Source organism: Streptomyces sp. NPDC001002 (assembly GCF_053599215.1).
On record NZ_JBSFLV010000095.1, the window covers coordinates 1 to 23,040 of the forward strand.

At 71.5% G+C, this 23,040-nt stretch carries 15 protein-coding genes; 3 read left to right on the top strand and 12 right to left on the bottom strand.

The window, feature by feature from the left end; genetic code table 11:
* Nucleotides 1-300: 300 nt before the first annotated feature.
* Nucleotides 301-2,424, bottom strand: a complete 2,124-nt coding sequence (locus ACWDR3_RS33195) for a DNA gyrase/topoisomerase IV subunit B (RefSeq protein ID WP_450356262.1) — start codon at nt 2,422-2,424, stop codon at nt 301-303.
* A 440-nt stretch (nt 2,425-2,864) separates the two neighbouring features.
* On the opposite strand from ACWDR3_RS33195, the gene ACWDR3_RS33200 reads away from it, so the two are divergent.
* Entirely contained in the window at nt 2,865-3,095 is a 231-nt protein-coding gene (locus tag ACWDR3_RS33200; RefSeq protein WP_123997256.1) for a DUF7455 domain-containing protein, read from the top strand.
* Nucleotides 3,096-3,199: 104 nt separating this feature from the next.
* On the opposite strand, the gene ACWDR3_RS33205 is transcribed toward ACWDR3_RS33200, so the two are convergent.
* From ACWDR3_RS33205 to ACWDR3_RS33250, 10 genes are all read right to left on the bottom strand, one after another.
* Entirely contained in the window at nt 3,200-4,075 is an 876-nt protein-coding gene (locus ACWDR3_RS33205) for a serine protease (RefSeq protein ID WP_450356263.1), read from the bottom strand.
* A 135-nt stretch (nt 4,076-4,210) separates the two neighbouring features.
* Nucleotides 4,211-5,755: an RNA polymerase sigma factor gene (locus tag ACWDR3_RS33210; protein WP_450356264.1), complete on the bottom strand. Its 1,545-nt coding sequence runs from the start codon at nt 5,753-5,755 to the stop codon at nt 4,211-4,213.
* Nucleotides 5,756-6,181: 426 nt separating this feature from the next.
* Entirely contained in the window at nt 6,182-7,072 is an 891-nt protein-coding gene (locus ACWDR3_RS33215) for a FadR/GntR family transcriptional regulator (protein WP_450356265.1), read from the bottom strand.
* A gap of 161 nt (nt 7,073-7,233) precedes the next feature.
* A complete protein-coding gene (locus ACWDR3_RS33220) occupies nt 7,234-9,225 on the bottom strand; it encodes an ATP-binding cassette domain-containing protein (protein WP_450356266.1) in 1,992 nt (663 codons plus the stop codon).
* Between the two features lie 92 nt (nt 9,226-9,317).
* On the bottom strand, nt 9,318-10,076 hold the full coding sequence (locus tag ACWDR3_RS33225; protein WP_450356267.1) for an NUDIX hydrolase: 759 nt from the start codon (nt 10,074-10,076) through the stop codon (nt 9,318-9,320).
* Between the two features lie 152 nt (nt 10,077-10,228).
* On the bottom strand, nt 10,229-12,097 hold the full coding sequence (locus ACWDR3_RS33230) for a glycogen debranching N-terminal domain-containing protein (RefSeq protein WP_450356283.1): 1,869 nt from the start codon (nt 12,095-12,097) through the stop codon (nt 10,229-10,231).
* 581 nt (nt 12,098-12,678) lie between these two features.
* A complete protein-coding gene (locus ACWDR3_RS33235; RefSeq protein WP_450356268.1) occupies nt 12,679-14,289 on the bottom strand; it encodes a DUF4192 domain-containing protein in 1,611 nt (536 codons plus the stop codon).
* Between the two features lie 183 nt (nt 14,290-14,472).
* Nucleotides 14,473-14,901, bottom strand: coding sequence for a cold-shock protein (locus ACWDR3_RS33240; protein ID WP_450356269.1), 429 nt, complete (start codon nt 14,899-14,901; stop codon nt 14,473-14,475).
* Between the two features lie 205 nt (nt 14,902-15,106).
* Nucleotides 15,107-17,734, bottom strand: coding sequence for an ABC transporter permease (locus ACWDR3_RS33245; protein ID WP_450356270.1), 2,628 nt, complete (start codon nt 17,732-17,734; stop codon nt 15,107-15,109).
* Complete coding sequence (locus ACWDR3_RS33250; RefSeq protein WP_450356271.1) at nt 17,731-18,441, bottom strand: ABC transporter ATP-binding protein; 711 nt, start codon at nt 18,439-18,441, stop codon at nt 17,731-17,733. Before ACWDR3_RS33250 ends, ACWDR3_RS33245 begins: the two co-directional genes overlap by 4 nt.
* Nucleotides 18,442-18,756: 315 nt before the next feature.
* On the opposite strand from ACWDR3_RS33250, the gene ACWDR3_RS33255 reads away from it, so the two are divergent.
* On the top strand, nt 18,757-20,022 hold the full coding sequence (locus ACWDR3_RS33255; protein ID WP_450356272.1) for a sensor histidine kinase: 1,266 nt from the start codon (nt 18,757-18,759) through the stop codon (nt 20,020-20,022).
* Nucleotides 20,019-20,756 carry a response regulator gene (locus tag ACWDR3_RS33260; RefSeq protein WP_450356273.1) on the top strand — a complete coding sequence of 246 codons (738 nt, stop codon included), beginning with the start codon at nt 20,019-20,021 and terminating at the stop codon, nt 20,754-20,756. Before ACWDR3_RS33255 ends, ACWDR3_RS33260 begins: the two co-directional genes overlap by 4 nt.
* 78 nt (nt 20,757-20,834) lie before the next feature.
* Here ACWDR3_RS33260 and ACWDR3_RS33265 read toward each other — a convergent pair whose 3' ends face one another.
* Nucleotides 20,835-22,994 (bottom strand): RecQ family ATP-dependent DNA helicase, encoded by a 2,160-nt coding sequence (locus ACWDR3_RS33265; protein WP_450356274.1) that lies wholly within the window; start codon nt 22,992-22,994, stop codon nt 20,835-20,837.
* Nucleotides 22,995-23,040: the final 46 nt, after the last annotated feature.

The window sequence follows — 23,040 nt, forward strand, 5'->3', positions numbered from 1 at the left end:
GGTCGGCGCGCCGAGGCGAGGCCGCGAGGCCGCGAGGCCGCGAGGCCGCGAGGCCGCGAGGCCGCGAGGCCGCGAGGGATGGTTGCAGGTGCGCCCCGCCTGCGCCGCTGCCATCCCGGACCGACCGGGCGCCGGAGCCCTGCGCAGCAGCACCGCTGGTCAGCGACGACGCCTCGGCCACACCGGACAACCCCGGCCCTGGCGGCAGCCGTCGGCTCCAGCCGGGCGAGGTGACGCCGAGTCACCCCACCCCGCCGACCCACCGTCGACCCACTCCCCCGCCAAAGCCCAGCGCAGCGGCTACGCGTCGATACGCGACCGGTCCAGCGTCGCCGCCGAGCTGGAGATGAACTCCTTGCGCGGAGCCACGTCGTTGCCCATCAGCAGGTCGAAGACCGTCTCGGCGGAGTCCAGGTCGGAGAGGTTGATCCGGCGCAGGGTGCGGTGGCGGGGGTCCATCGTCGTCTCGGCCAGCTGGTCGGCGTCCATCTCACCGAGACCCTTGTAGCGCTGGATGGAGTCCTTGTGCCGGACGCCCTTGCTCTGGAACTCCAGGAGCTTGTCGCGCAGCTCGCGGTCCGAGTAGGTGTAGACGTATTTGTCCTGGCCCTTCTTCGGCTGGACGAGCTCGATGCGGTGCAGCGGCGGCACCGCGGCGAAGACCCGGCCCGCCTCGACCATGGGCCGCATGTAGCGGTGGAACAGCGTCAGCAGCAGGGTGCGGATGTGGGAGCCGTCGACGTCGGCGTCGGTCATCATGATGATCTTGCCGTAGCGGGCCGCGTCGATGTCGAAGGTACGGCCCGAGCCGGCTCCTATGACCTGGATGATCGCGCCGCACTCGACGTTTTTCAGCATGTCGGTCACAGACGACTTCTGGACGTTGAGGATCTTGCCGCGGATCGGCAGCAGCGCCTGGAACTCGGAGTTCCGGGCGAGCTTCGCGGTGCCGAGCGCGGAGTCTCCCTCGACGATGAACAGCTCGCTGCGGTCCACGTCGTCGCTGCGGCAGTCCGCCAGCTTGGCGGGCAGGGACGAGGACTCCAGAGCCGTCTTGCGGCGCTGCGCGTCCTTGTGCTGACGGGCCGCGATACGCGTGCGTGCCGCGGCGACCGCCTTCTCCATGACGACCCGGGCCTGCGCGGCCGCGTCGCGCTTGGTGGAGGTCAGGAAGTCCCTGAGCTCCTTGGAGACGACGTTGGTCACGATCCGGCGGGCCGCCGACGTACCCAGGACCTCCTTGGTCTGGCCCTCGAACTGGGGCTCGGCGAGTCGGACGGTCACGACGGCGGTGAGACCTTCGAGGGCGTCGTCCTTGACGATGTCGTCCTCGGCCACGCGCAGCAGCTTCTTGGCGCGCAGCACCTCGTTCATCGTCTTCGTGATCGCCTGCTCGAAGCCCGCGACGTGGGTGCCGCCCTTGGGCGTGGCGATGATGTTGACGAACGACTTGAGCGTCGTGTCGTAGCCGGTCCCCCAGCGCAGCGCGATGTCCACGCCGAGCTCGCGCGTGACCTCGGTGGGCGACATCTGACCGTGGTCGTCGAGGACCGGGACGGTCTCCTTGAAGGTGCCCTGGCCGGTGAGGCGCAGGACGTCGTTGACGGGCTTGTCGGTGGCCAGGTACTCGCAGAACTCGCTGATGCCGCCGTCGAAGCGGAAAGACTCCTCGCCCTTGCTGCCGCCCTCGCCGAGACCGAGTTCGTCGCGGACGACGATGGTCAGGCCGGGCACCAGGAAGGCGGTCTGGCGGGCGCGCTGGTGCAGCGTGTCCAGGGAGACCTTGGCGTCCTTGAGGAAGATCTGGCGGTCGGCCCAGTAGCGCACGCGCGTGCCGGTGCGGTTCTTGGGGACCTTCTTGGTCTTGCGCAGGCCACTGGCGGCCTCGAACTTGGCGTCGGGGCCGTTGCCCGCGAAGGCTCCGGGCACACCGCGCCGGAAGCTGATGGCGTGGGTGTGGCCGCTGCGGTCCACCTCCACGTCAAGGCGGGCGGACAGCGCGTTCACCACGGATGCGCCGACGCCGTGCAGACCGCCGGAGGCGGCGTACGAGCCACCGCCGAACTTGCCGCCGGCGTGCAGCTTGGTCATGACGACCTCGACGCCGGACAGACCGGTCTTGGGCTCGACGTCGACCGGGATGCCCCGGCCGTTGTCCCGCACCTCGACGGAGCCGTCGTCGTGGAGGATCACGTCGATGTGGTCGCCGTAGCCCCCGAGGGCCTCGTCCACCGCGTTGTCGATGATCTCCCACAGACAGTGCAGCAGACCGCGGCTGTCGGTGGAGCCGATGTACATGCCCGGGCGCTTGCGCACGGCCTCGAGTCCTTCGAGGACGAGCAGGTGCCGCGCGGTGTAGTTGGAACCGTCCCGGTCTGCTCCTGCCAGCAGCGCTGTGGACGGCACGGACGTCTCGGCGGTCACGCGGTTCGCTCCTCGCTGAATTTCAAGTGGGGCCCTTTGGGGTAAGGGCGCGGCTTCGGTCGCCGCCAAGAGGGTACCCAGGCCTGGTAGAGCCGTTGTAACGCCACCCTCGTCTGAGTTCACACTAGTCCAGAGTCGCATGAGTGTTCGATCCCTCGATGGAGTGAAGTACATATCACGTTCCCTTCGGGGCATGAACCATTTAGGCTCCGGGCACGTCCTCAAGAACAACCGGCAACCCAGCCGGGAGGACAGACATTGACAGACCGCGCGAACCCGTAAGACACACAGACACGCAATACGGCACATTCGCCGCCAACCGGCAGCAGACAGCCGGCCTCGAAAGATTTTTTCGAGGGAAGGCCCCGAGCGGGAACGTTTTGGGGCTGGTTGGATGTTGACCCTGGTACGACAGCTCGTCGAGCTAGAGAAGAGGCGACGTGACTACTGTTCTGACCCCCGCGAGCCCGCTGACGGCCGCTGACCGCTGCGACCGCTGCGGCGCCCAGGCGTACGTACGCGTGGTCCTGCTCAGCGGCGGTGAACTGCTCTTCTGCGCCCACCACGGACGCAAGTTCGAGCCGGAACTCAAGAAGATCGCCGCTGAGATACAGGACGAGACGGAGCGGCTGACGGCTGTGCCGGCAACCTCCAACGAAGAAGAGCGCTGACAACTCGCGTCAACGACGAGCCAGCTCCGGCACAGGCCGGTCGACGGGCGGCGTGGCCCCTTTCACAAGGGCCGCGCCGCCCGCGCTCGTAGGCGAGAAAGCCCTCAGCCGCCGTCAGCGGCCCGCATCGGGCTCACCGACCCGGCACCCCCTCCAAGCCCTTCCAGGGCCCGTACGGCGACGGACACGCGCGTGTAGACACCAGGACTGCCCGCGCGGCCACAGCCGCTCCCCCAGGACACCAGCCCGATGAGCTTCCCCTGGGCGACGAGCGGCCCTCCGCTGTCCCCCTGGCAGGCGTCCCGGCCGCCCGCCGTCTCACCGGCACACAGCATGGTGTCGGCCGCATAGGCCCCGTCCGAACTGCCTGGATAGGCCCGCTCGCACTGCGCGTCGGGCAGCACGTGCACACGCGCGGCCCGCAGACTGCGCGCGTAGTCACCACCCCCCGTGAGATCGCCCCACCCATAGACGACGGCGCTCGTCCCCGGCGCGTAGGCGGAGTCACCGTCCGCCGCCGTCGCGACCACCGAACTCCGGGGAAGGGACTCGGCGAGGGTGAGCACGGCGAAGTCCCCCGCGTTGCTGCCGCTGTCGTAGTCCGGATTCACCCAGGTGTCGCGCACCGCGATCTCCCGCCCCTGGTTCGACAGCAGATCCGTACGGCCGGTGATGACCTTGAGGTCGTGCGCCCTGTTCGGCGGCGCCCCGAGGACGTCGTCGCCGAGACAGTGGGCCGCGGTCAGCACGGTCGTGGGACCGACCGCCACTCCGCCGCAGAACTGCCCCGCGCGGGTACCCCCGAACCGGTCACGGCTGGACAGTGCCACCGTCCACGGACTCTCGGACACATCGACCGGGAAACCTCCTACGACGATGTCGTCGGCGGCCACCGGGACCGCCGACAACAGCGGTATCGCGGTCACCGCGGCCACAAGCACCAACGGCCGGGCCAGGACCCGGACAAAAGGACGACGCATGCACGTTCCTCACTCTGGGGTGGTCATGGGACACCCAGAGTGATCCAGCCGGCGACGCGGCGCACCCGCGCGACCGCACGCGAAGGCCCGGTTCCCTCACAGGGAACCGGGCCTTCGATGTCGTACGACCGCGACCTAGTCGAGGTAGTCGCGCAGCACCTGCGAGCGCGACGGGTGGCGCAGTTTCGACATCGTCTTGGACTCGATCTGGCGGATGCGCTCGCGCGTGACGCCGTAGACCTTGCCGATCTCGTCGAGGGTCTTCGGCTGACCGTCGGTGAGACCGAAGCGCATGGAGACCACGCCGGCCTCGCGCTCCGAGAGGGTGTCCAGGACCGAGTGCAGCTGCTCCTGAAGGAGCGTGAAGCTGACCGCGTCGGCCGGGACGACGGCCTCGGAGTCCTCGATGAGGTCGCCGAACTCGCTGTCGCCGTCCTCACCCAGGGGGGTGTGGAGGGAGATCGGCTCACGGCCGTACTTCTGGACCTCGATGACCTTCTCGGGGGTCATGTCGAGTTCCTTGGCCAGCTCCTCCGGGGTGGGCTCGCGGCCCAGGTCCTGGAGCATCTGCCGCTGCACGCGCGCGAGCTTGTTGATGACCTCGACCATGTGCACCGGGATACGGATGGTGCGGGCCTGGTCGGCCATCGCGCGGGTGATCGCCTGACGGATCCACCAGGTGGCGTACGTGGAGAACTTGTAGCCCTTGGTGTAGTCGAACTTCTCGACCGCGCGGATCAGACCGAGGTTGCCCTCCTGGATGAGGTCCAGGAAGAGCATGCCGCGGCCGGTGTAGCGCTTGGCCAGGGAGACCACCAGACGGAGGTTGGCCTCCAGGAGGTGGTTCTTGGCGCGGCGGCCGTCCTCGGCGATGATCTCCAGCTCGCGCTTGAGCTTGGGGGCGAGCTTGTCGGCGTTGGCCAGCTTGTCCTCGGCGAACAGACCGGCCTCGATGCGCTTGGCGAGCTCGACCTCCTGCTCGGCGTTGAGCAGCGGGACCTTGCCGATCTGCTTGAGGTAGTCCTTGACCGGGTCGGCGGTGGCACCGGCGGCGGCGACCTGCTGCGCCGGCGCGTCGTCCTCGTCCTCGTCGGAGAGCACGAAACCGGCACTCTCGGCGCCCTCGGGCTCGTCGCCCGTCTTCGGGGTCTCCTCGAGGGCTTCCTCTTCGGTGGCCTCGGCGTCGTCCTTCTTGGCACCGGTCTTCTTCGCCGCCGCGGGTGCCGCCTTCTTGGCGACGGTCTTCTTCGCGGCCGCCGTGGTCTTCTTGGCGGCCGTCTTCTTGGCAGCGGCCTTGGGGGCGGAGTCGTCCTCGACGGACGGTTCCACCACGGGCGCCGCCGGCGTGGCGGTGGCGGTGGCCTTCTTGGCGGTCGCCGTCTTCGCCGCGACCGTCTTGGTGGCGGTGCGCTTGGCCGGACTCTTCGCTGCGACGCTCTTTCGTGTGCGCTTGGGCTCCGCGGCACTGACCATCAGCGTCACACCCTCTTCCTCGAGGATCTGGTTGAGGCTGCGCAGTACGTTCTTCCACTGAGTGGCCGGAATCTGGTCAGCTTCGAAGGCCCGACGCACATCGTCGCCGGCGATCTGCCCCTCAGCCTTTCCCCGCTCAATGAGAGCCATGACAGAGACGGACTCGGCGATCTCCGGCGGGAGCGTACGGGATGTGCTGGCCGACACGAACAACCTCTCGGAACGTTGGAAAACGGCTTCCGGCCCCGTCCATGAGGACAGGAGCCGACCGCCGGCTTGGGGATTGGGCCGACGGCGCGGGCGGGGGCCGGGGAGATACACAGCGCCTGGAACGGCGTCCGTATTCCCTCCTCGGCAGTCACCTCTTAGGTCATCGTGCTGTTCCCGCGAGCGTTACGCCCAATCTGCGTGGCCCGAGTCACACCCCGTAAGCACTCAAAAACGGTCAGACACGGGCAGAGGAGGTCACGTATGACCCCGATCGAGGCTTCCGCGACACTCTGGCGGCCTTGTCGCACCATCGGACCCCGCGAGATCCGGGGATCGCGCGGGGTCCGACGGAAGACGGCTCGACGGCCGAGCGATGCCCAGGAGGGGGAGGCATCCCCCGGCCGCGCCGCCCTCGGACCGCGGTCAGTGCTCGCGCGGCGCCGGCACCACGCGCTCCACCTCGGGGTGGACGGTCAGCAGTTGACGCATGGCCGCCTCGGCGCCCCCGCCGTCACCGGTGGCGAGCGCGTCGGCGATCCGGCCGTGGTACGCCAGCGACGCCTCCGTCGGCCGGTCACAACCCGTGACGGGGTTACCGGAGACCTGCAGGGCGGCCGACACGATCCCGGAGAGGTGCTCCAGCATGCGGTTCCCGGAGACCTGGATGAGCAGGGAGTGGAATTCGGCGTCCGCGCGGGAGAACGTGAGCGCGTCGCCCTGCGCCATCGCGTGCCCCATGATCTCGACCATGTCGGTGAGCCGCTGCTGGACGTCCTCGCGCCCGTGCCCGGCGGCGAGGCGGGCGGCCAGCGGCTCGATCGTCCAGCGCAGCTCGCTCAACTCGCGGCGCTGGTCGTCGCGCTGCGGCCCGAAGGCCCGCCACTCGATGATGTCCGGGTCGAGAAGGTTCCAGTCGCTGACGGGACGCACGCGCGTGCCGACGTTCGGCCGGGCACTGACCAGGCCCTTGGCCTCAAGGACGCGGAGCGACTCACGGACGACGGTACGGGAGACCTCGAAGCGCTGGCCGATCTCCTCGGGCACCAGTGGGCGGTCGGCGCCCAGGTCGCCGGAGACGATCATCTGCCCCAGCTGCTGGACGAGTTGGCCGTGCAGCCCGCGGCCGCGGCTGCCCGCGGCACGCCGGCCCACGCGGCCCAGCTCCTGGTGGTCCGCGCCGTCCCAGACGGAGGTGCCGACCCGGTCGGCGACAGGAGCCTCGGCATAGGGGTAGCGGTCGAGTTCGCCCGGGCCGGCGAGGCCGGAGTCTGCGGAGCGGGCGGCGGTCATCATGGTGTGCGCAAGGGTACTCACGGATCCTTTGTCGGCGCTCTCCCCAACTCCCTTGAGGTCTTTGGTGAAAAGCACACGAAAGGGTGATCGCTCACCCCGTCGCAATTGACGCCTTATCGGAAAGAAATGGGCTTTCCCCGGGGAGTTGTGCGCAAGGTGCGTCGGAAGAGCGCGGACGGTCGTCATCGGACCCTGCTCCGCAGGGTCGTGAGCAGATACGCGCAGAGCAACGCCGTCAGCGACAACGTGAGTGCGCCGCCCACGGGTTGACCGACCACGCGCGCCATGGCGGACAGATAGCGCTCTCCGCCGAAGGGCCACTGCAGCAGAAGCGCCTCACGCAGCCGCAACGGCAGCCCGGCCGCCATCCGCACAGACGCTCCCGCCAAGGCCTTGTGTACGAGCGGTACGACGAGAACCGGCACCGCGACCACCGCCGCGAGCCCCGCCGTGGTCGACCGGAAGACCCCGGCGGCCAGCACTCCGGCCCAGGAACAGCCCACCACGAGCCCGATCCAACTCGCGCTCAGCGGCAGCCAGTCGGCGGGAACTTGTGCGAGCTCCCGTCCGTAGACGAGATAGAGCACTTCGGCGTCGCAACCGACCGTGAGGAAGGCCAGCATCAGCGCGGTGGCCGCGGCGACGAGGAGCTTCGCGGCGAGCAGCCCCAGCCGGCGGGGCACGGTGCCGCGATCCGCCGCCAGGGCGGGGTGGCGGAACTCGTCGCCGAAGGCCAGCGCGCCGAGCAGTCCCGCACCGAGCGCGGCGGGCGGCAGCGGCAACTCCCTCGGCCACGCGGCCAGCAGGCGCGACTGCGGGGTGTGGCCGATCCGCGCCAGGAGCACGGCGGTGAGAGCGGACACGACGAGCACGGCGGCGGCCGTGAGAAACCCGGTGCCGATCCCGGCGGCACGACGGATCTCGTAGCGCAGGGGGCGGAGGGGGCTGGGGGCGGGGCGGACGGAGATGGGGGGCGGGAGGGGAGCGAGGGCGTCGAGGGTGCGGGCTCGGGTGGGGCGGGGGGTTGGGGCAGAGGCCGACCCGTTGGGCGCGCTGGGATGGGAGTTCGGCTTGGCCTGCGTGGACTGCGGATTCCTGGGCTGGTCGGGGCGCGAACTCTGTGGTTCGGCGTCGGGTTCACAGAGACCGTCGGGTTCACGCTGCGCGTCAACTTCGGCTGACTCCTCGGCGACAGATGAGGTCTCTGCGGCCCCCGTCGACGGCTGCGACTGCGGTTGCGGGTGTGGCTGTCGCTCGACAGCCGTTCGCGTTTCCGGGTCCGGTTCGGTGGCCGACCCCGGCCCCATGTCTCCGATCTCGTCCGCGAGTTGGTGTACGAGGATGCTGTGGCGGAACGCAGTCTCGCCGACGTCGGCGCACGTACTGCCGTAGACGGACAGGCGGTTGCCGGCCTCGCGCACGACCTCCACCGAGCGTTGTGCGGTGCGGGCTTCCTTGGTGAGGAGGGCGGCAAGGCGGGCAGCATGCGGGCTGCGGACGGCGACTCGGGGACGCAGTCGGGTGCGGGCGAACTCGGTGGCCTCCTGGTCGGCGACGAGCCTGCCCTGTTCCAGGGTGACGACCCGGTCGGCCGCGCGGGCAGCCTCCTTGGGGTCGGTCGTGGTCAGCAGGACCGTGCCGCCCTGTTCGGTGTGGGCGCGCAGCATGCCGTGCAGCCAGTGCGCCTCGCGGGTGGAGAGCCCGTCGGCCGGATCGTCGAGGACGAGGGTGTGCGGGTCGGCGAGCAGGGCGCAGGCCAGGCCGAGGCGGCGGTCCATGCCGCGCGAGAGGGTGCCGAGGCGTTCGTCGCGCAGACTGACCAGGCCGACCACTTCGAGCACTTCGTCGGCGCGGCGACCGGGTACGCCGGCTGCCGCGCACAGCATGCGGAGATGCCCGCGGACCGAACGGGACGGGTGGCCCGGTACGTCCCCCAGAAGGACGCCGACCTCGCGCGACGGGTGGGCGATGCGGTGCAGGGGGCGGCCCCTGAAGTAGGTGATGCCACGGCCCTGTTGGAGTTCGAGCATGAGTCTGAGCGCCGTCGTCTTGCCCGCCCCCGCTGTTCCGAGCAGCGCGGTGACGTGGCCCGCACGCGCCTCGAAAGAGACGTCGTCGACGGCGGGCGGAAGGTCCTTGCGGGGGTTGCTGGTCAGTCCGAAGGCCTGGATCACCCGAAGCAAGATAGCGTGCTATGTCCGGTTTTCGGGGCATCGCACGGCCCGCCCCACGAACGGGGATCGGCGCTGTCGCCGGGCTCCCGTCGTCAGACCTCGGGGCGCAGCATCGGGGGGTTGAGCAGTGTGGCGCCGCCGGCCCGGAAGAGCTGGGCGGGGCGACCGCCCTGGCGTGTGGTGGTGCCGCCGGTGGGGACCAGGAAGCCGGGTGTGCCCGTCACCTTGCGGTGGAAGTTTCGGGGGTCCAGGGCCACGCCCCACACCGCTTCGTAGACGCGGCGCAGCTCGCCGACTGTGAACTCGGTCGGGCAGAACGCTGTGGCGAGCGACGAGTACTCGATCTTGGAGCGGGCGCGTTCGACGCCGTCGGCCAGGATCTGGGCGTGGTCGAAGGCGAGCGGCGCCACCGGCTCCTCGTCACGGCTGTAGCCGCTCTGCTGCAGCAGTTCGTCGACCGGTGCCCAGCGGGCGTAGCTCGCGTCGCCGCCGGCCCGGGGTGCGGGCAGATCGGGAGCGAGGGCCAGATGAGCGACGCTGACCACACGCATCCGGGGATCCCGCTTGGGGTCGCCGTACGTCGCCAACTGCTCCAGGTGTGCCCCGTTGTCCTGGGCGGGGACGGTCTGGTCGTGGGCGCGCAACGCGGTCTCCTCGGCCAGTTCGCGTGCCGCCGCCTGCGCCAGGTCCTCGTCGGCCCGTACGAATCCGCCAGGTAGTGCCCAACGCCCCTGGAAGGGTGGCTCGCCCCTTCGTACCGCCAGCGCGCACAGGGCATGGCGGCGCACGGTCAGCACGACCAGGTCCACGGTGACGGCGAAGGGCGGAAAGGCTGACGGGTCGTAGGGCATGCGGCGATCATAGTCGTCTGCCTGACGATAAACACTCCCTTCGTCGGTCGCTTCGGTGGCTGATCCACTTCCGTCCGGTATGGGTCCCGCCGGCCGCTCCTCCCCCGTTCCCATCCGCTCGCGCCCGGCGTACGCCGGTGGGTCGTCCGAGGTCAGACTCCCAATTGCAGACCGTCGGCCGCCTCCTCGACCATCGCGAGGCCCATCCGGCTGACCCGGACGGAGAAGGGGGCGCCCGCGACCCGCAGACCTGTCAGGACGAGCTCGCCGAGGGGTGCGCTGTGCACGGGGCGCAGTGTGAGCGTGCCCGCCGGGGCGTCGGGGCGGATGCCCACGAGAGCGGTGGGCAACAGCACGCCGGCCGCCGCCGCGGTGGCCGCCGGACGGCAGGCCGCCGGGTGCGGGAGGGGAGCGCTCCCGTCGGTGCGCTGCACGCCGGCGTACATCTCGGGCAGCCTGTGGCCGAAGGCCTCGGCCGCCGCCAACGTGCCCCGCAGCAGTGAGGCCGCCTCCTTCTCGTAGCCCGCGGCGGCGAGGCCGGCGACCGCGACCGCCGTCTCGTGGACCCGCACGGCGCCACTGCGGTGACCGAAGGGGTTGTATCCGGCTTCCTTCGCGCCGAGTCCGCGCAGTCCCCAGCCGGAATCCATGGCGGGACTGCCGAGCAGTCGCGCGAGTTGCTCGGTCTGCACCTTGTCGAGCAGACCCGGGGCCAGTTCGCCGCCGCCCAGCAGGCCGGTGTCCAGGAGGTGGGCGGCGGTCGCGCCCAGGTAGGGCACGACGCTTCCGTCGGGTGCGCGGGCGGCCGCCGGTCGGCCTCCGCCGAGGTCGTCGATCCAGAACTCCTCCCGGAACGCCCCGCGCAGCGCCTGCGCCCAGCGCCGCAGTTCGGCGCCGCCGGGTCTTCCGAGGTCCTGGAGCAGATCGGCGCCGAGCAGGGCCGCGCGGTGGGCGTGGGCCTGTGTCTCGCAGCGGACGGGGCCGCCCGGGTGCGGGTCGTGCAGGTAGGTGCCGTCGCCCACGGTCGCCAGCAGCCAGGTCAGACAGCGCTCGGCCGCCGGCAGCAACTCCTCCGTCTCCTGCTCGGGGAGCCCCCAACGACGCGCCTCCGCGAGCAGGGCGGGAAAGAGCAGCGTGGCTTCCGTACCGGTGCAACCCGGTGGCAGGTGAGGGCCCGCATCCCGGCGCGGTCCGGGGATCATGCCGGACCGCGGCCCCGGATCCCGGAGTTGGGTACGCGCGAGGGTCCGCAGGGTGCCCGCGGCAAGTCGAGTACCGAGGGGCAAGGTCATCCGGGCCGCGGCGAGCGCCTCGGCCGGGGCGAGACCGCAGCGCCACGGAGCCCCTGCCGCGAGGTGTGTGTCGGTGGGGTGCGCGGGGTCCCGTAACTGCAGAGCCTGGAGATCCTCGATGCTCGTCCGTAGAAGCGGCTCGACTCTGGGGTCGTCGCCCGAGGCACGGGCGGTAGCGATGGGGCTTGTCGCGGTGCGACCCACGGCTCGGACGGGTCCCGTTCCGTCCGAGCGCACCCGTAGCTCCAGGCTTCGGCTGCCGCCGGGAGGCAGTTCGAACTCCCAGCGCAGCAGCCCCGCGGAGGCCAGCATGTCGGCGGGCGGCGGGTCCGCCGTGACCGACGAGCGTCCGGCGGCACCGGTCCAGCGCAGGCCCGAGTCGTGGACGCTGGCGGGCAGTTCGGGCCCCGTCGCACCGGACGCGATCGCCGCCAGGTCTGCCAGGTCCGTGGCGAGCGCGACCTCGACCGGTACGCGCAGGGGGCGAAGGGACGCACTGTGCAACGTGATCCGCTCGGTGCCGTCCGCGTGCCTGATGCGTTCGACGACGACATCCGGGTCCGGGCCGGCCTGCGGGGAGGCGCGCAGCGTGCCCACGAAGCGGGCTCGGTCGGCGGCGGTCATCCGGGCCTGGACCGCCAGCGGTTCGCGCCCGGCGACCCGGACTTGGCAGCGGGAGAGCACGCGCCGACCCGCTCGGTAGAAGCCCTCCAATCCCTTGCCGGTCAGCTGACCTTGGTCCGTGGAGATGGCGAGTGCGGGGAGGGCGACGCAGATGAGGGTGGTGTGGGTGGGGGGTAGGTCGAAGGGGCGGCGGGTGGTCGGGAAAGTGGAGGGGCCGGACGAGCCGAACTGGCCGGACTGACCGGACGCACCGGACTGCCTGTATGGACCGCGGTGACCGTCAGGACCGTGTGGGCCCGGCGGTGGCGGACCGCCGCGAGGTGGCTGCCCGGGGTCAACTCCTGCGGGCCTGGTCGCTGGTGAGTGACGCGTCTGGTCGGCGGCGGCGGAGGGCGGAGTCGGCTCATACATGGGCGGCTTCTTCTGCTCTCTGTGCACCTCGGGCGTGCGCGGCGCCGTAGGAGATCCGGACGGACGTGGGCGGTGCGGCGGCAGGGCCCATCCAGGCGTTCCGCCACTCAGGTGAACGGAACCGGGCTCCTCCTGGTCACGCCCCGAGCGACCCGAGCCGACCGAATGGCGGCGGTGGTCCGGAATGCCTCCGCCCACTCCCCCTTGCTGGCCGCGCATCGCTGCGCTGCGGCCGTCGGTTCGACAGCACCACCCCTTGCCCACCTGGCAATTGCTCACGCCATGCCCTCGACGCCGTCGTCCGCCAACGGTGCCCGGGGACGAGGGACGTTCGCCCCGCTTCCGCGACTATCCGTCCGGGCCTGGCGAGCCGGGCGAGGACGGGAGCGGGCGCCGCTCGCGCGAACACGGCGTCGGGAGCGGGAGGAACCTCCCGATGCGGGTGCGGGTGCGGGTGCGGGTGCCGGTGCGGATGAGGGTGCCGGTGCGGATGCGGATGCTGCGGCTGTCCCCGTTGCCGACACCGGCCCAGTTGCCGACGCAGGCCGACTCGTGGGCGCGCACCCAGTCCCCGACGCAGGCCCACCCATCGACGTAGACCCGCCCGCCGGCACAGACCCCACCGACGGCACACCCCCCGCCGTATCCCCCTCGAACGACACCTCAGGCGCGTCACGCTCCACGCGCGCCGCCCGCGTCCGCCCCCGCTCATGCCGTTCCGCTCGCAAGCAGCGGCGGATGGACTCCGGGTCCAGGCCCTCGTTGCAGGCCTGGTGGAGCAGGCGGGCGAAGAGGTAGTCGGGGTCGGCGCCGAGCGCCATGGCGAGGGCTTCGCGGGCTTCGAGTTCGTCGCCGGTCGACCATGCGACCCAGCCCGCGAGGGTCAGGGGTGCCGCAGCGTGTTCGCGGTACGGGCCGACGCAGCGGCGGGCGAGGGTGCGCCAGAGTCGGAGTGCCGGGGCGGCGTCGTCGCCCTCCATCCATTCGGCCGCGCGGTCGCGGGTGGCGCGGTCCTGCAACCCGAGGATGAGGGTGGCCGCTTCGTCGTGTCCGACCAGTTCGTCGTCGCCGAGGTCCGATGCGAACGGGCCCGAGGCGGGCGGTACTTCAGTCAGGTGGCAGATGATTCGGCCGGCCAGTTCCAGGGTTTCCTTGCCCACCTCCGTGCGGCTGGCCTCGTCGAGAATCCTCGGGACCAGGGCCATGTTGGCGGTGTCCAGGGCGGCTTCCTGTTCCAGTGCGGCCGCCGTCTCCCAGGGCAGCAGCCTGGCGCGCAGTTCGCGCAGGGTGCCGCGTACCTGGAGGCCGGCGTAGGTGGCGGCAGCCGCCAGCACGGAGGTGCCGGGCAGGCCCATGGGGAGGCCGTCGGGCGGACAACAAGCCTGGTTCGCGCAGCAGTAGGACCAGAAGCGGCCGTCCGAGATGCACAGGGCCTCGATCACCGGCACGTCCAGATGGCCGCACTCGACGCGCAACTTCTGGGCCAACGGGCGCAGTCGCTCCATGACTTGGCGGCCCGACTCGCCCTCCGCCGGTTCCTGGCAGAGGTACGCGACCATCTGCTCGGGCTTGGCGCCCCTGCGCTCGCTGCCCGTCACCAGCCCATGGGCCAACTGCCGGGCCACGGACGCCCAGTCGTCCGCGCCGGGCGGAATGCCGAGCCTGGCCCGGCCGCCGAACCTGCCGCGGCCGTCCTTGTCGTGCAGGGCGACCAGCACGATGCTGTCCTCCGGGCGGTACCCGAGCAGATACGGCAGGGCATCCGCCAGTTCTGCCGGGGTGCGCAGGGTGACCTGGTGGTCGGCGCCGTGATGGTCGTATGCGCTCGGTTCGAGCGACGGTGTGCCGTTTTCGGGTGATCCAGCGGTTTCGCCGTGATTCGTCATGCGCAGACGATCTCGCGGATCTTGAAGTTCCGCTTTGCCCTGTGGATAACTCGGACCAGGGACACGACAACACCATGACCGACACCGCCTGTTACGCCCCGACCACCAGCCCCAGCGTACGCATGCCGGCCGGCCGTCGACAGGAACCAGCGACCGGTGACGTCAGTCAATCGAAGGTGCGGCTCAGTCCTCGACCCAGCCGTGACCCTCACTGAACTTCACCAGCGCTGCACGGATAGTGAGGATCTGCTCCGCAGTCAGCAACGGACTCGCGGCCAGCAGCAGTTCCGTCACATCACGCCGGTACTCCTGGGCGCTGAGCACGTCGCACATCACGTTGCCGTGCTCGTCGATCGTCACCGACCTCGGTGCCGCCTCGTGGGCCCGACGCGCCACAGGCGGTGAAGCACCCTCGGGAAGGCGGATGTTCGACGCTTTCAGTCCTCGCTCGCCGCTCTCCACATCGAATTCGACGACCAGACCGGAGCGGATGTACTCCTCGGGAATGAGGAGATCGTTCACGTGCAGGAAAATGTCCTCGCCGCCGGCATCCGACGCGATGAACCCATACCCACGCACACTGTCGAAACGCAATACACGACCCGCGACCATGCGGACCCCCAACTCTTGGAAACCACACCCGTCCGGAGCCCTTCCCCGGACACACGGCTCCAGCATGTCATCCGCGCGGCTCAGGTCAACGCCGCTGCCACTCGCCTGTACGCCTCCACGCGCCTCACTCCGTACGCCGCGCCCCCACCCCCCACTTCGCGCCCCCCACCCCCACATCGCGCCCCTCAACCCGTACGCCGCGCCCTCACTCCGTACGCAACGCCCGCCCCGTCCCCGTCCGTGCCGCCCACCCCGCCGGCAGCAACGCGCCCGTCGCCGCGATGACCACGCCGCCCAGAGCGAGGAGTACCAGCAGGCCGGGACCGTAGACGTCGATGTCGGCGGTCGGGATCTCGGTGCCGACCGAGCGGCCCATCGCGGGCATGACGACGTGGTGCAGGGCCACGCCGAGCGGTACGCCGACGGCGCCGGCCACCAAGCCGGTGGCTGCGACGGACGTGAGCACCATGGTGATCGTCTGGCGCGGGCTCATCCCCAGCGCCTTGAACACCCCTAGGTCATGGACCCGTTCGCGGGTGTCGAGGACCACCGTGTTGAGGACGCACAGGCAGGCCACGACCACGAGCATCACCGTCAACATCGCGATCAGCGACTGCATCACCACGATGACGGTCGAGGAGCGGCCGTCGTCGGAACTCACGGCGACTCCCCCGACGTTCTCCAGTCGGGTGTTGAGTCCGTCCAAGTAGGCGCCCTTGTCCGTGCCCTTGGCGAGTTCGACGGTGAAGTCGTCCGGCTTCACATCAGGCACAATCTGAGCCACCGACGCGGCGTCGGCCCGCACCGCCATGCCCTGGTCGCCCAGGTCGAAGATCTCGCCGACCAGCTTGAGGCGCGCACTGTGTCCCTGGTCGGTCAGCGTCACGGTGTCCCCGATTCTCGCCCCCGTGGTTTGCAGGAAGCGAGCCGGTGCCACGGCCTCGCCGGGCGCGGAGAACCAGCGCCCCGACACCATCACCTGGCCCGCGCCCTCGGCGTCACCCTCGTACACCACCAGCGGTGTACCGCCCTTGACGCCGGCGACGCTCACGAACGTCTTGCCGGTGCCGAAGTACGACCCTGTGCCCGGCTGCGCCTTGATCGCCGCCGCGACCTCGTCCGGATCGGCCCGCTTCACCTCGCCCTGCGGATCCACCGTCGTGCCCGGCGCGCCGCGCCCGTCCTGGTCCACGCGCGCCATGGCCTCACCGTCCCCGCGGACCACGCCCTCGCCGCCCGCGCGGGAGTCCGGCCCAACCACCGTCCGTTCGTCACCACCCGTCGGCGCCGCACGGTCGCCCGCTCCGCCCCGCCCCGTCACGTCCGGCCGTCCCACCGTGCTGACGGCGACGTCACCGGACGAGTCGGGGTCGGCGGTCGTCTGAATGGCGGACAGTGAACTGCCCAGTCCCACCGCGAAGGTGATCGCGAGCGCGCCGAAGCCGACGGCGGCCGCGGTGGTCGCCGCCCGCGCCGGACGCGCGAAGGGCGTCGCGAGCCCCAGGCTCACGGAACGCGGCACCGGCAACCGGGCCATCACCCCGCGCGCGTGGCGCCCGCGTCCCTCGCTCGGCGTACGCCCGACGTTGATCGCCACCGCGGTACGCAACCGGGCGGCACGCGTCGCCGGGCCCACCGCGGCGGCCGTCACCAGCGCCAGGGCCGCGAGGGGTACCAGGAGGTCGATCCAGAGAGGGATGAGAAGGGCGCTCGTGCCGTACGCGGTCTCGACCTCGTTCAGCATCGGGATCGCGAGCAGGTTGCCGACGGCCACGCCCAGCAGCGCCCCGAGCGAGGCCGGGATCAGGGCCTGTGCGACGTACGCCCGGCCCACCTGCGACGGTGTGAAGCCGATGGACTTGAGGATGCCGATCCGTCGGGCGGCCGCGGCGACCGCGCCGCTGACCACGATGGAGATGATGAGCACCGACATCGCCAGCGCGATGAGCGCGAACGCGGACACGAACGGGACGAACGCCGCGACGTTGTTGTCCGCGATCTGCTTGACGTCCAGCCAGGACCGCGCGCCGCGCAGGGCACCGTCGGGCAGCCCTGTCGAGACGGCCTTCTTGTCGGCCGCGACCGCCGACCGGCTGTCGGCGTCGTCGAAGCGGTACAGCATCTGGTAGCCGAAGTCCGCGCCGGACGACGCCAATTGGCTCAGCTGCGCGGGCAGCACCCAGGCGTCGGCGCTCTCGCCGACCGATTCGGCGATCCCCGTCACGGTCAACTCCGCCGTGCCGTCCGGGCCGATGGCCTCCAGTTTGCTGCCCACCGCGGTGTCCGGGGTGCGCGCGCCGGTCTCCAGCACGATCTCGCCGGGCTTCGAGGCCCACTCGCCCTCGACGAGGTTCACCCGGTCCACCGGCTGCTCCGCCTCGGCACGGCCGACCACCGTCATGGGCGGTGAAGCCATGCCCGGGGGCCCGCCGCTGGGCGATTCCAGCCGCAGCGAGGCCACCGGGAACGGACCGGCCGCCGCGGCCACGCCGTCGGCGTCCGCGGTCGCCGCCAGCTGCGTCGACGACACCTTCGTCGCATCGAACTCCGCGCTGAGATGCGCCCCTCGCTGTGTGGCGAACGCATGCTCGAACGGCCCCTGCGAGGCCACCAGCAGCCCGGCGCCGAGCACGGAAGCCGCCACCGCGAGCAGGGTCGTCAGCACCATCACGACGGTCTGTACCCGGCGCCGCCCCACGCCCGCGCGGACGACGCGGCCGAGCGCATCGCCACCGCCCCGCCTCGCTCGGCCGTCCTGAGCGCCCCCGGGCGGCGGAGACGCCGTCGCGCCGAGCTTCGCGAGTCGGGTGCTCGTCGGCCCCAGCTCGCTCATCGGGCCGCCTTCGGCATGCTGCGCGCGGTGTCCCGGGCGACCCGTCCGTCGACCAGCTCGACGGTCCGGGTCGCACAGGCCTCCGCCAGGGACAGGTCATGGGTGACGAGCATCATCGTCTGCCCGTCCGCGTTGAGATCACGCAACAGCGCCTGTACGTCCGCCCCCGACGCGGAGTCGAGCGCCCCGGTCGGCTCGTCGGCCAGCAGCAGCGCGGGCCTGTTCATCAGCGCCCGGGCCACCGCGACCCGCTGGCGCTCGCCGCCGGAGAGCCGGCCGGGGTGGGTGTGCGCGTGCCGGGCGATGCCGAGACGGCCGAGCAGTTCGTCGGCGCGGGCCGCGGAACGGGCGCGGGGCATTCCCGCGAGCTGGGCCGACAGCAGGACGTTGTCGATGACGGTCAGATCGTCCAGCAGGTTGAAGAACTGGAAGATCATGCCGATCCAGGCTCTGCGGTACTTGGCGGAGCCGGTCTCGTTCAGCTCGTCCACCCGTACCCCGGCGACGGTCACCTCGCCCTGGGTCGGCCGGTCGAGCCCGGCGGCCAGGTTCAGCAGCGTCGACTTGCCGCTGCCGGACGGGCCCAGCACGGCGACCGCCTCGCCGGGCCGTACGTCCAGTGTCAGCCCGGACAGCGCGGGCGGGCCGTCGTCGTACGCCTTGCTCACGTCACGCAGTTCGATGAGCGGGTCGGTCAGGTCCCTCACGGCGCCTCCAGGTGTGGCATGTCTCGTGTCGTGTCCCGTGTCGTGCTCGCAGAAGCTAGGTGCGGGAGGCCGGGCACCGCGTCGGTCGCTGTGTCGAAGGTTCCTACCGTGTGGAGCGGAGGCCCGGCGGCCTCAACCCAGCGACGTAGTCGAGAGGTTGAGGCCGGATCGACTCGTGGGCTGATCCCCGGAGTACGGCCCGCTTGCCACAATGGGCCGGTGAATTCAGCGGGCCGGATCCGTCGACGATGGCCGTTCCCCGCGAGGGGGTTGTGGACAGGCGCAGTTCAGTCCTTCCGTGGCCGAGGAGCCTCGGTGCTGCGCGCCCTCGGCATGCCGCCGCGACGCTCGCGCTGGACCTGGATCGCCGATGTGCTGCTGGCCGCCGTGCTCGCGGTGGGTACGGTCTCCACCGACCTGGACCGCTCGACCTACGAGAACCGGCCGCAGACACCCGGCGTCTCGGCCTCGACGACGCCCTGGATCCCGCCGGCCCGTCCGGTACCGCCGCCGGGGCCGAACCCCGTTCCCGCTCAGGGGCTCGACCGGAAACTGCCTCCCGTCGAGCCGTGGGAGCTGGCGCTCGCCGTGCTCTCCGCGGCCCCGCTGGCACTGCGCCGGCGGTATCCGCTGGCCGCGTTCTGGGCGGTACTGGTCGCCACCGGGCTGTTCCACCTCGGCGAGATCACCGAGGACGCGGCGGTGTTCACCTTCGCGAGCACGCTGATCGCGGCCTACAGCGCGGCCACGTACAGCCCCTACCGCGTGCCGTCGTTGGTGAGTCTGGCGGCGGGCGGCGTCGCGTTCGGCACGCTGTCCCTGCTGCCCGACATAGACCGTGGTCTGATCCCGCTGCTGATGCTGCTGCCGGTGGCGCTCGCCGCCAACCTGGTGCACGCCTGGCAGCAGCGGGGCCGCGCGCAGGCGGAGGCGACCCGGCTCGCGGTCGAGCGCGAACGCTCGCGTATCGCGCGGGAGTTGCACGACGTCGTCACCCACAACGTCAGCATGATGACGATCCAGGCGGGCGCCGCGCGCAAGACCCTCGACGCCTCCCCCGACCAGGCCCGCGAGGCGCTGCGGGCCGTAGAGGCGGGCGGTCGGGCGGCGCTCGCGGAACTGCGGCACGTCATGGGGCTGCTGACGATGGCCTCGGACGGAGCAGAGTCGGCCGCGACGGCGAACCTGGCACCGCAGCCGGGCCTGGGCCAACTCACCGAACTGACCGGCCGGGTGCGCGGCACGGGCGTACCCGTCGAACTGTCCGTCACCGGCACCCCGGCCCCGCTGCCCGCCGGCGTGGACCTCACGGCGTACCGGGTGGTGCAGGAAGCGCTGACCAACGCCGTCAGACACGCCGCCGGTGCCACGGTCACGGTGTCCGTGGAGTACGCGCCGGGCGAGCTGCGGGTGGCGGTCGAGGACACCGGCGGACAGCGCAGGTCACGGGTGCCGGGCAGCGGCCGCGGCCTGATCGGACTGCGCGAACGGCTCGCGTTGTACGGCGGTACGCTGTCCGCCGGCAGTCGCCCGCACGGGGGCTTCGCGGTCCTGGCGATCATCCCGGTGGAGGTCGAGTGAGCACCGAGGCACGGCACACCGGCGACGGCAGCGGGCCGCCCCGGGTGGTGGTCGCCGACGACCAGGCACTGGTCCGCACCGGCTTCCGGATGATCCTCGCCGCGGACGGCATCGAGGTCGTCGGAGAGGCGACCGACGGCGAGGAGGCAGTGACCGTCGTCCGGCGCACGCTCCCCGACGTCGTGCTGATGGACATCCGCATGCCCGGGACGGACGGCCTGGAGGCCACCCGGCGCATCCTCGGCCCGGACGCCCCCTCGCCTCCGCCGCGGGTCATCATCCTCACGACATACGACCTCGATCAGTACGTCTACGGAGCCCTCGCGGCCGGCGCCAGTGGCTTCCTGCTCAAGGACGTCACCCCGGAGCACCTCTCCGCCGCAGTGCGCCTGGTCCGCTCCGGCGACGCGCTGCTCGCGCCGTCGATCACCCGCCGACTCGTGGAGCGCTTCGCCGTGCCCACAGGTCGCACGGCCACGATGCACCGCGACCTGTCCGCGCTCACGCGGCGGGAACTGGAGGTCCTGGAGTCCCTGGCCCGCGGCCTGAGCAACGCGGAACTGGCCGCCCGTTTCCGCCTGGGCGAGGCGACGGTGAAGACCCACGTGACGCACATCCTCGCCAAACTCCAACTCCGCGACCGCGCCCAGGCGGTCATCGCCGCCTACGAGACGGGCCTGATCACACCGGGCTCCTTGGAGACTCCGACGGCGGAGAGCCCGTCGGCAGGTTGACGGCCCACCGAGTCCGCCGGCCCAACCGGCGCTCACCACCCGGCTGTTCAGTGCCCCGCTCCCCCCGCGCGCCACAGCTCAGCCCGCCACCGCGAGAACCAACGGAAGCACCGGCCCACTGCCCGCCTTCCGCAGCAGCCGGGCGGCGACCGCGAGAGTCCAGCCCGAGTCGCTGTAGTCGTCCACGAGCAGGACGGGACCGGGCGAAGCGGCCAGTGCCTCAGCCAGTTGATCGGGTACGGCGAAGGCGCCGGACAGCGCCTTGACGCGTTGCGCGGAGTTGCTGCGCCGGGTCGCGTGCTCGCCGCCCGGACCGGTGTACGCCAGGGCGCCCAGGAAGGGCAGGCGGCCGACGGTCGCGATGCCCTCGGCGAGGGAACCCACCAACTGCGGGCGGGCCAGGGACGGTACGGCGACCACTCCGACGGGCCGCGCGGAAGCGTCGGGGCCGTTCGACGCCCAACCGCCCGCGGAGCGCGCCCAGTCGGCGATGACGTCCACCGCGGCCCGCAGCGCGGCCTCGGGAACCGGCCCGTCGGGGGCGTGCTCGGCCAGCAGCGGGCGCAGTCGGTTGCCCCAGCCGATGTCCGAGAGCCGTCCCAGGGCCCGCCCGGTGGAGCACTGCTCTCCGGCCGGGATGCGGCCCTTGAGGTTGACGCCCAGCGCGGGCAGCCCCGTCGGCCACATCCGGCGCGGCTCGACCTCCACGCCGGGCCGGTCCAGTTCCTTCTCCGCTCCCGTCAGCGACTCTGCCGAGACGGAGGGATCGGCCCAGGCCCCCGCGCAGTTGTCGCAGCGGCCGCACGGAACCGCGCCCTCGTCGTCCAGTTGACGGCGCAGGAACTCCATCCGGCACCCGTCCGTGCTCACGTAGTCCCGCATGGCCTGCTGCTCGGCCGCCCGCTGCCGCGCCACCCACGCGTACCGCTCGGAGTCGTACGTCCATGGCTCGCCGGTGGAGATCCAGCCGCCCTTGACCCGCTTGACCGCCCCGTCCACGTCGAGCACCTTCAGCATGGTCTCCAGGCGGGTGCGCCGCAGATCGACCTGCGCCTCCAGGGCCGGCACGGACACCGGCCGCCCCGCGTCGGCGAGGGCCGCGAGGGTCTGGCGGACCTGTGTCTCGGGCGGGAAGGCGGTGTCGGCGAAGTAGCGCCAGATTGCCTCGTCCTCCTTGCCCGGCAGCAGCAGCACATCGGCGTGCTCCACCCCACGGCCCGCGCGGCCCACCTGCTGGTAGTAGGCGATCGGCGAGGACGGCGAACCGAGGTGGACCACGAAGCCCAGGTCGGGCTTGTCGAAGCCCATCCCGAGCGCCGAGGTCGCGACCAGCGCCTTGACCCGGTTCCCCAGCAGGTCGGCCTCGCCCTGCAGCCGGTCCGCGTTCTCCGTACGGCCCGTGTACGAGGCCACCGGGAAGCCCCGCTGGCGCAGGAAGGCCGTGGCCTCCTCGGCGGCAGCGACCGTGAGGGCGTAGATGATCCCGGAGCCCGGCAGCTCCTCCAGGTGCTCGGCGAGCCAGGCCAACCGGTGGGCGGCGTCCGGCAGTTGGACCACGCCCAGCCGCAGGCTCTCCCGCTCCAGCGGGCCGCGCAGCACCAGGGCCTCCCCCGCGCCGGTGCCCAGCTGCTCGGCCACGTCCGCGGTGACCCGGGCGTTGGCGGTCGCGGTGGTGGCCAGCACGGGGACGCCCGGGGCGAGTTCGGTGAGCATCGCGCGCAGCCTGCGGTAGTCCGGCCGGAAGTCGTGTCCCCAGTCGGAGATGCAGTGCGCCTCGTCGACCACCAGCAGACCGGTGGTGACCGCGAGTTTGGGCAGCATCTGGTCGCGGAAGTCGACGGAGTTGAGGCGCTCCGGGCTGACGAGCAGCACGTCGGTCTCGCCGCGCTCGACCTCCTCGTACACCGTCTGCCACTCCTCGGGGTTGGCCGAGTTGATGGTGCGCGCCCGGATGCCGGCCCGCTCCGCCGCCTCGACCTGGTTGCGCATCAGTGCCAGCAGGGGCGAGACGATCACCGTCGGGCCCGAGCCGCGCCGGCGCAGCAGCGCCGTGGCCACGAAGTACACCGCCGACTTGCCCCAGCCGGTCCGCTGCACCACCAGCGCGCGCCGGCGGTCCTCCACCAGGGCGGACACCGCCTGCCACTGGTCCTCCCGCAACCGCGCGGAACCCCCCGGGTCGCCGACCAGTTCGGCGAGGATGGCATCGGCTTCGGCGCGCAGTTCCAGTTCGTCCATGCCCCCATGCAACCCGATGCCACTGACAATCGGCGACCGCACCGCT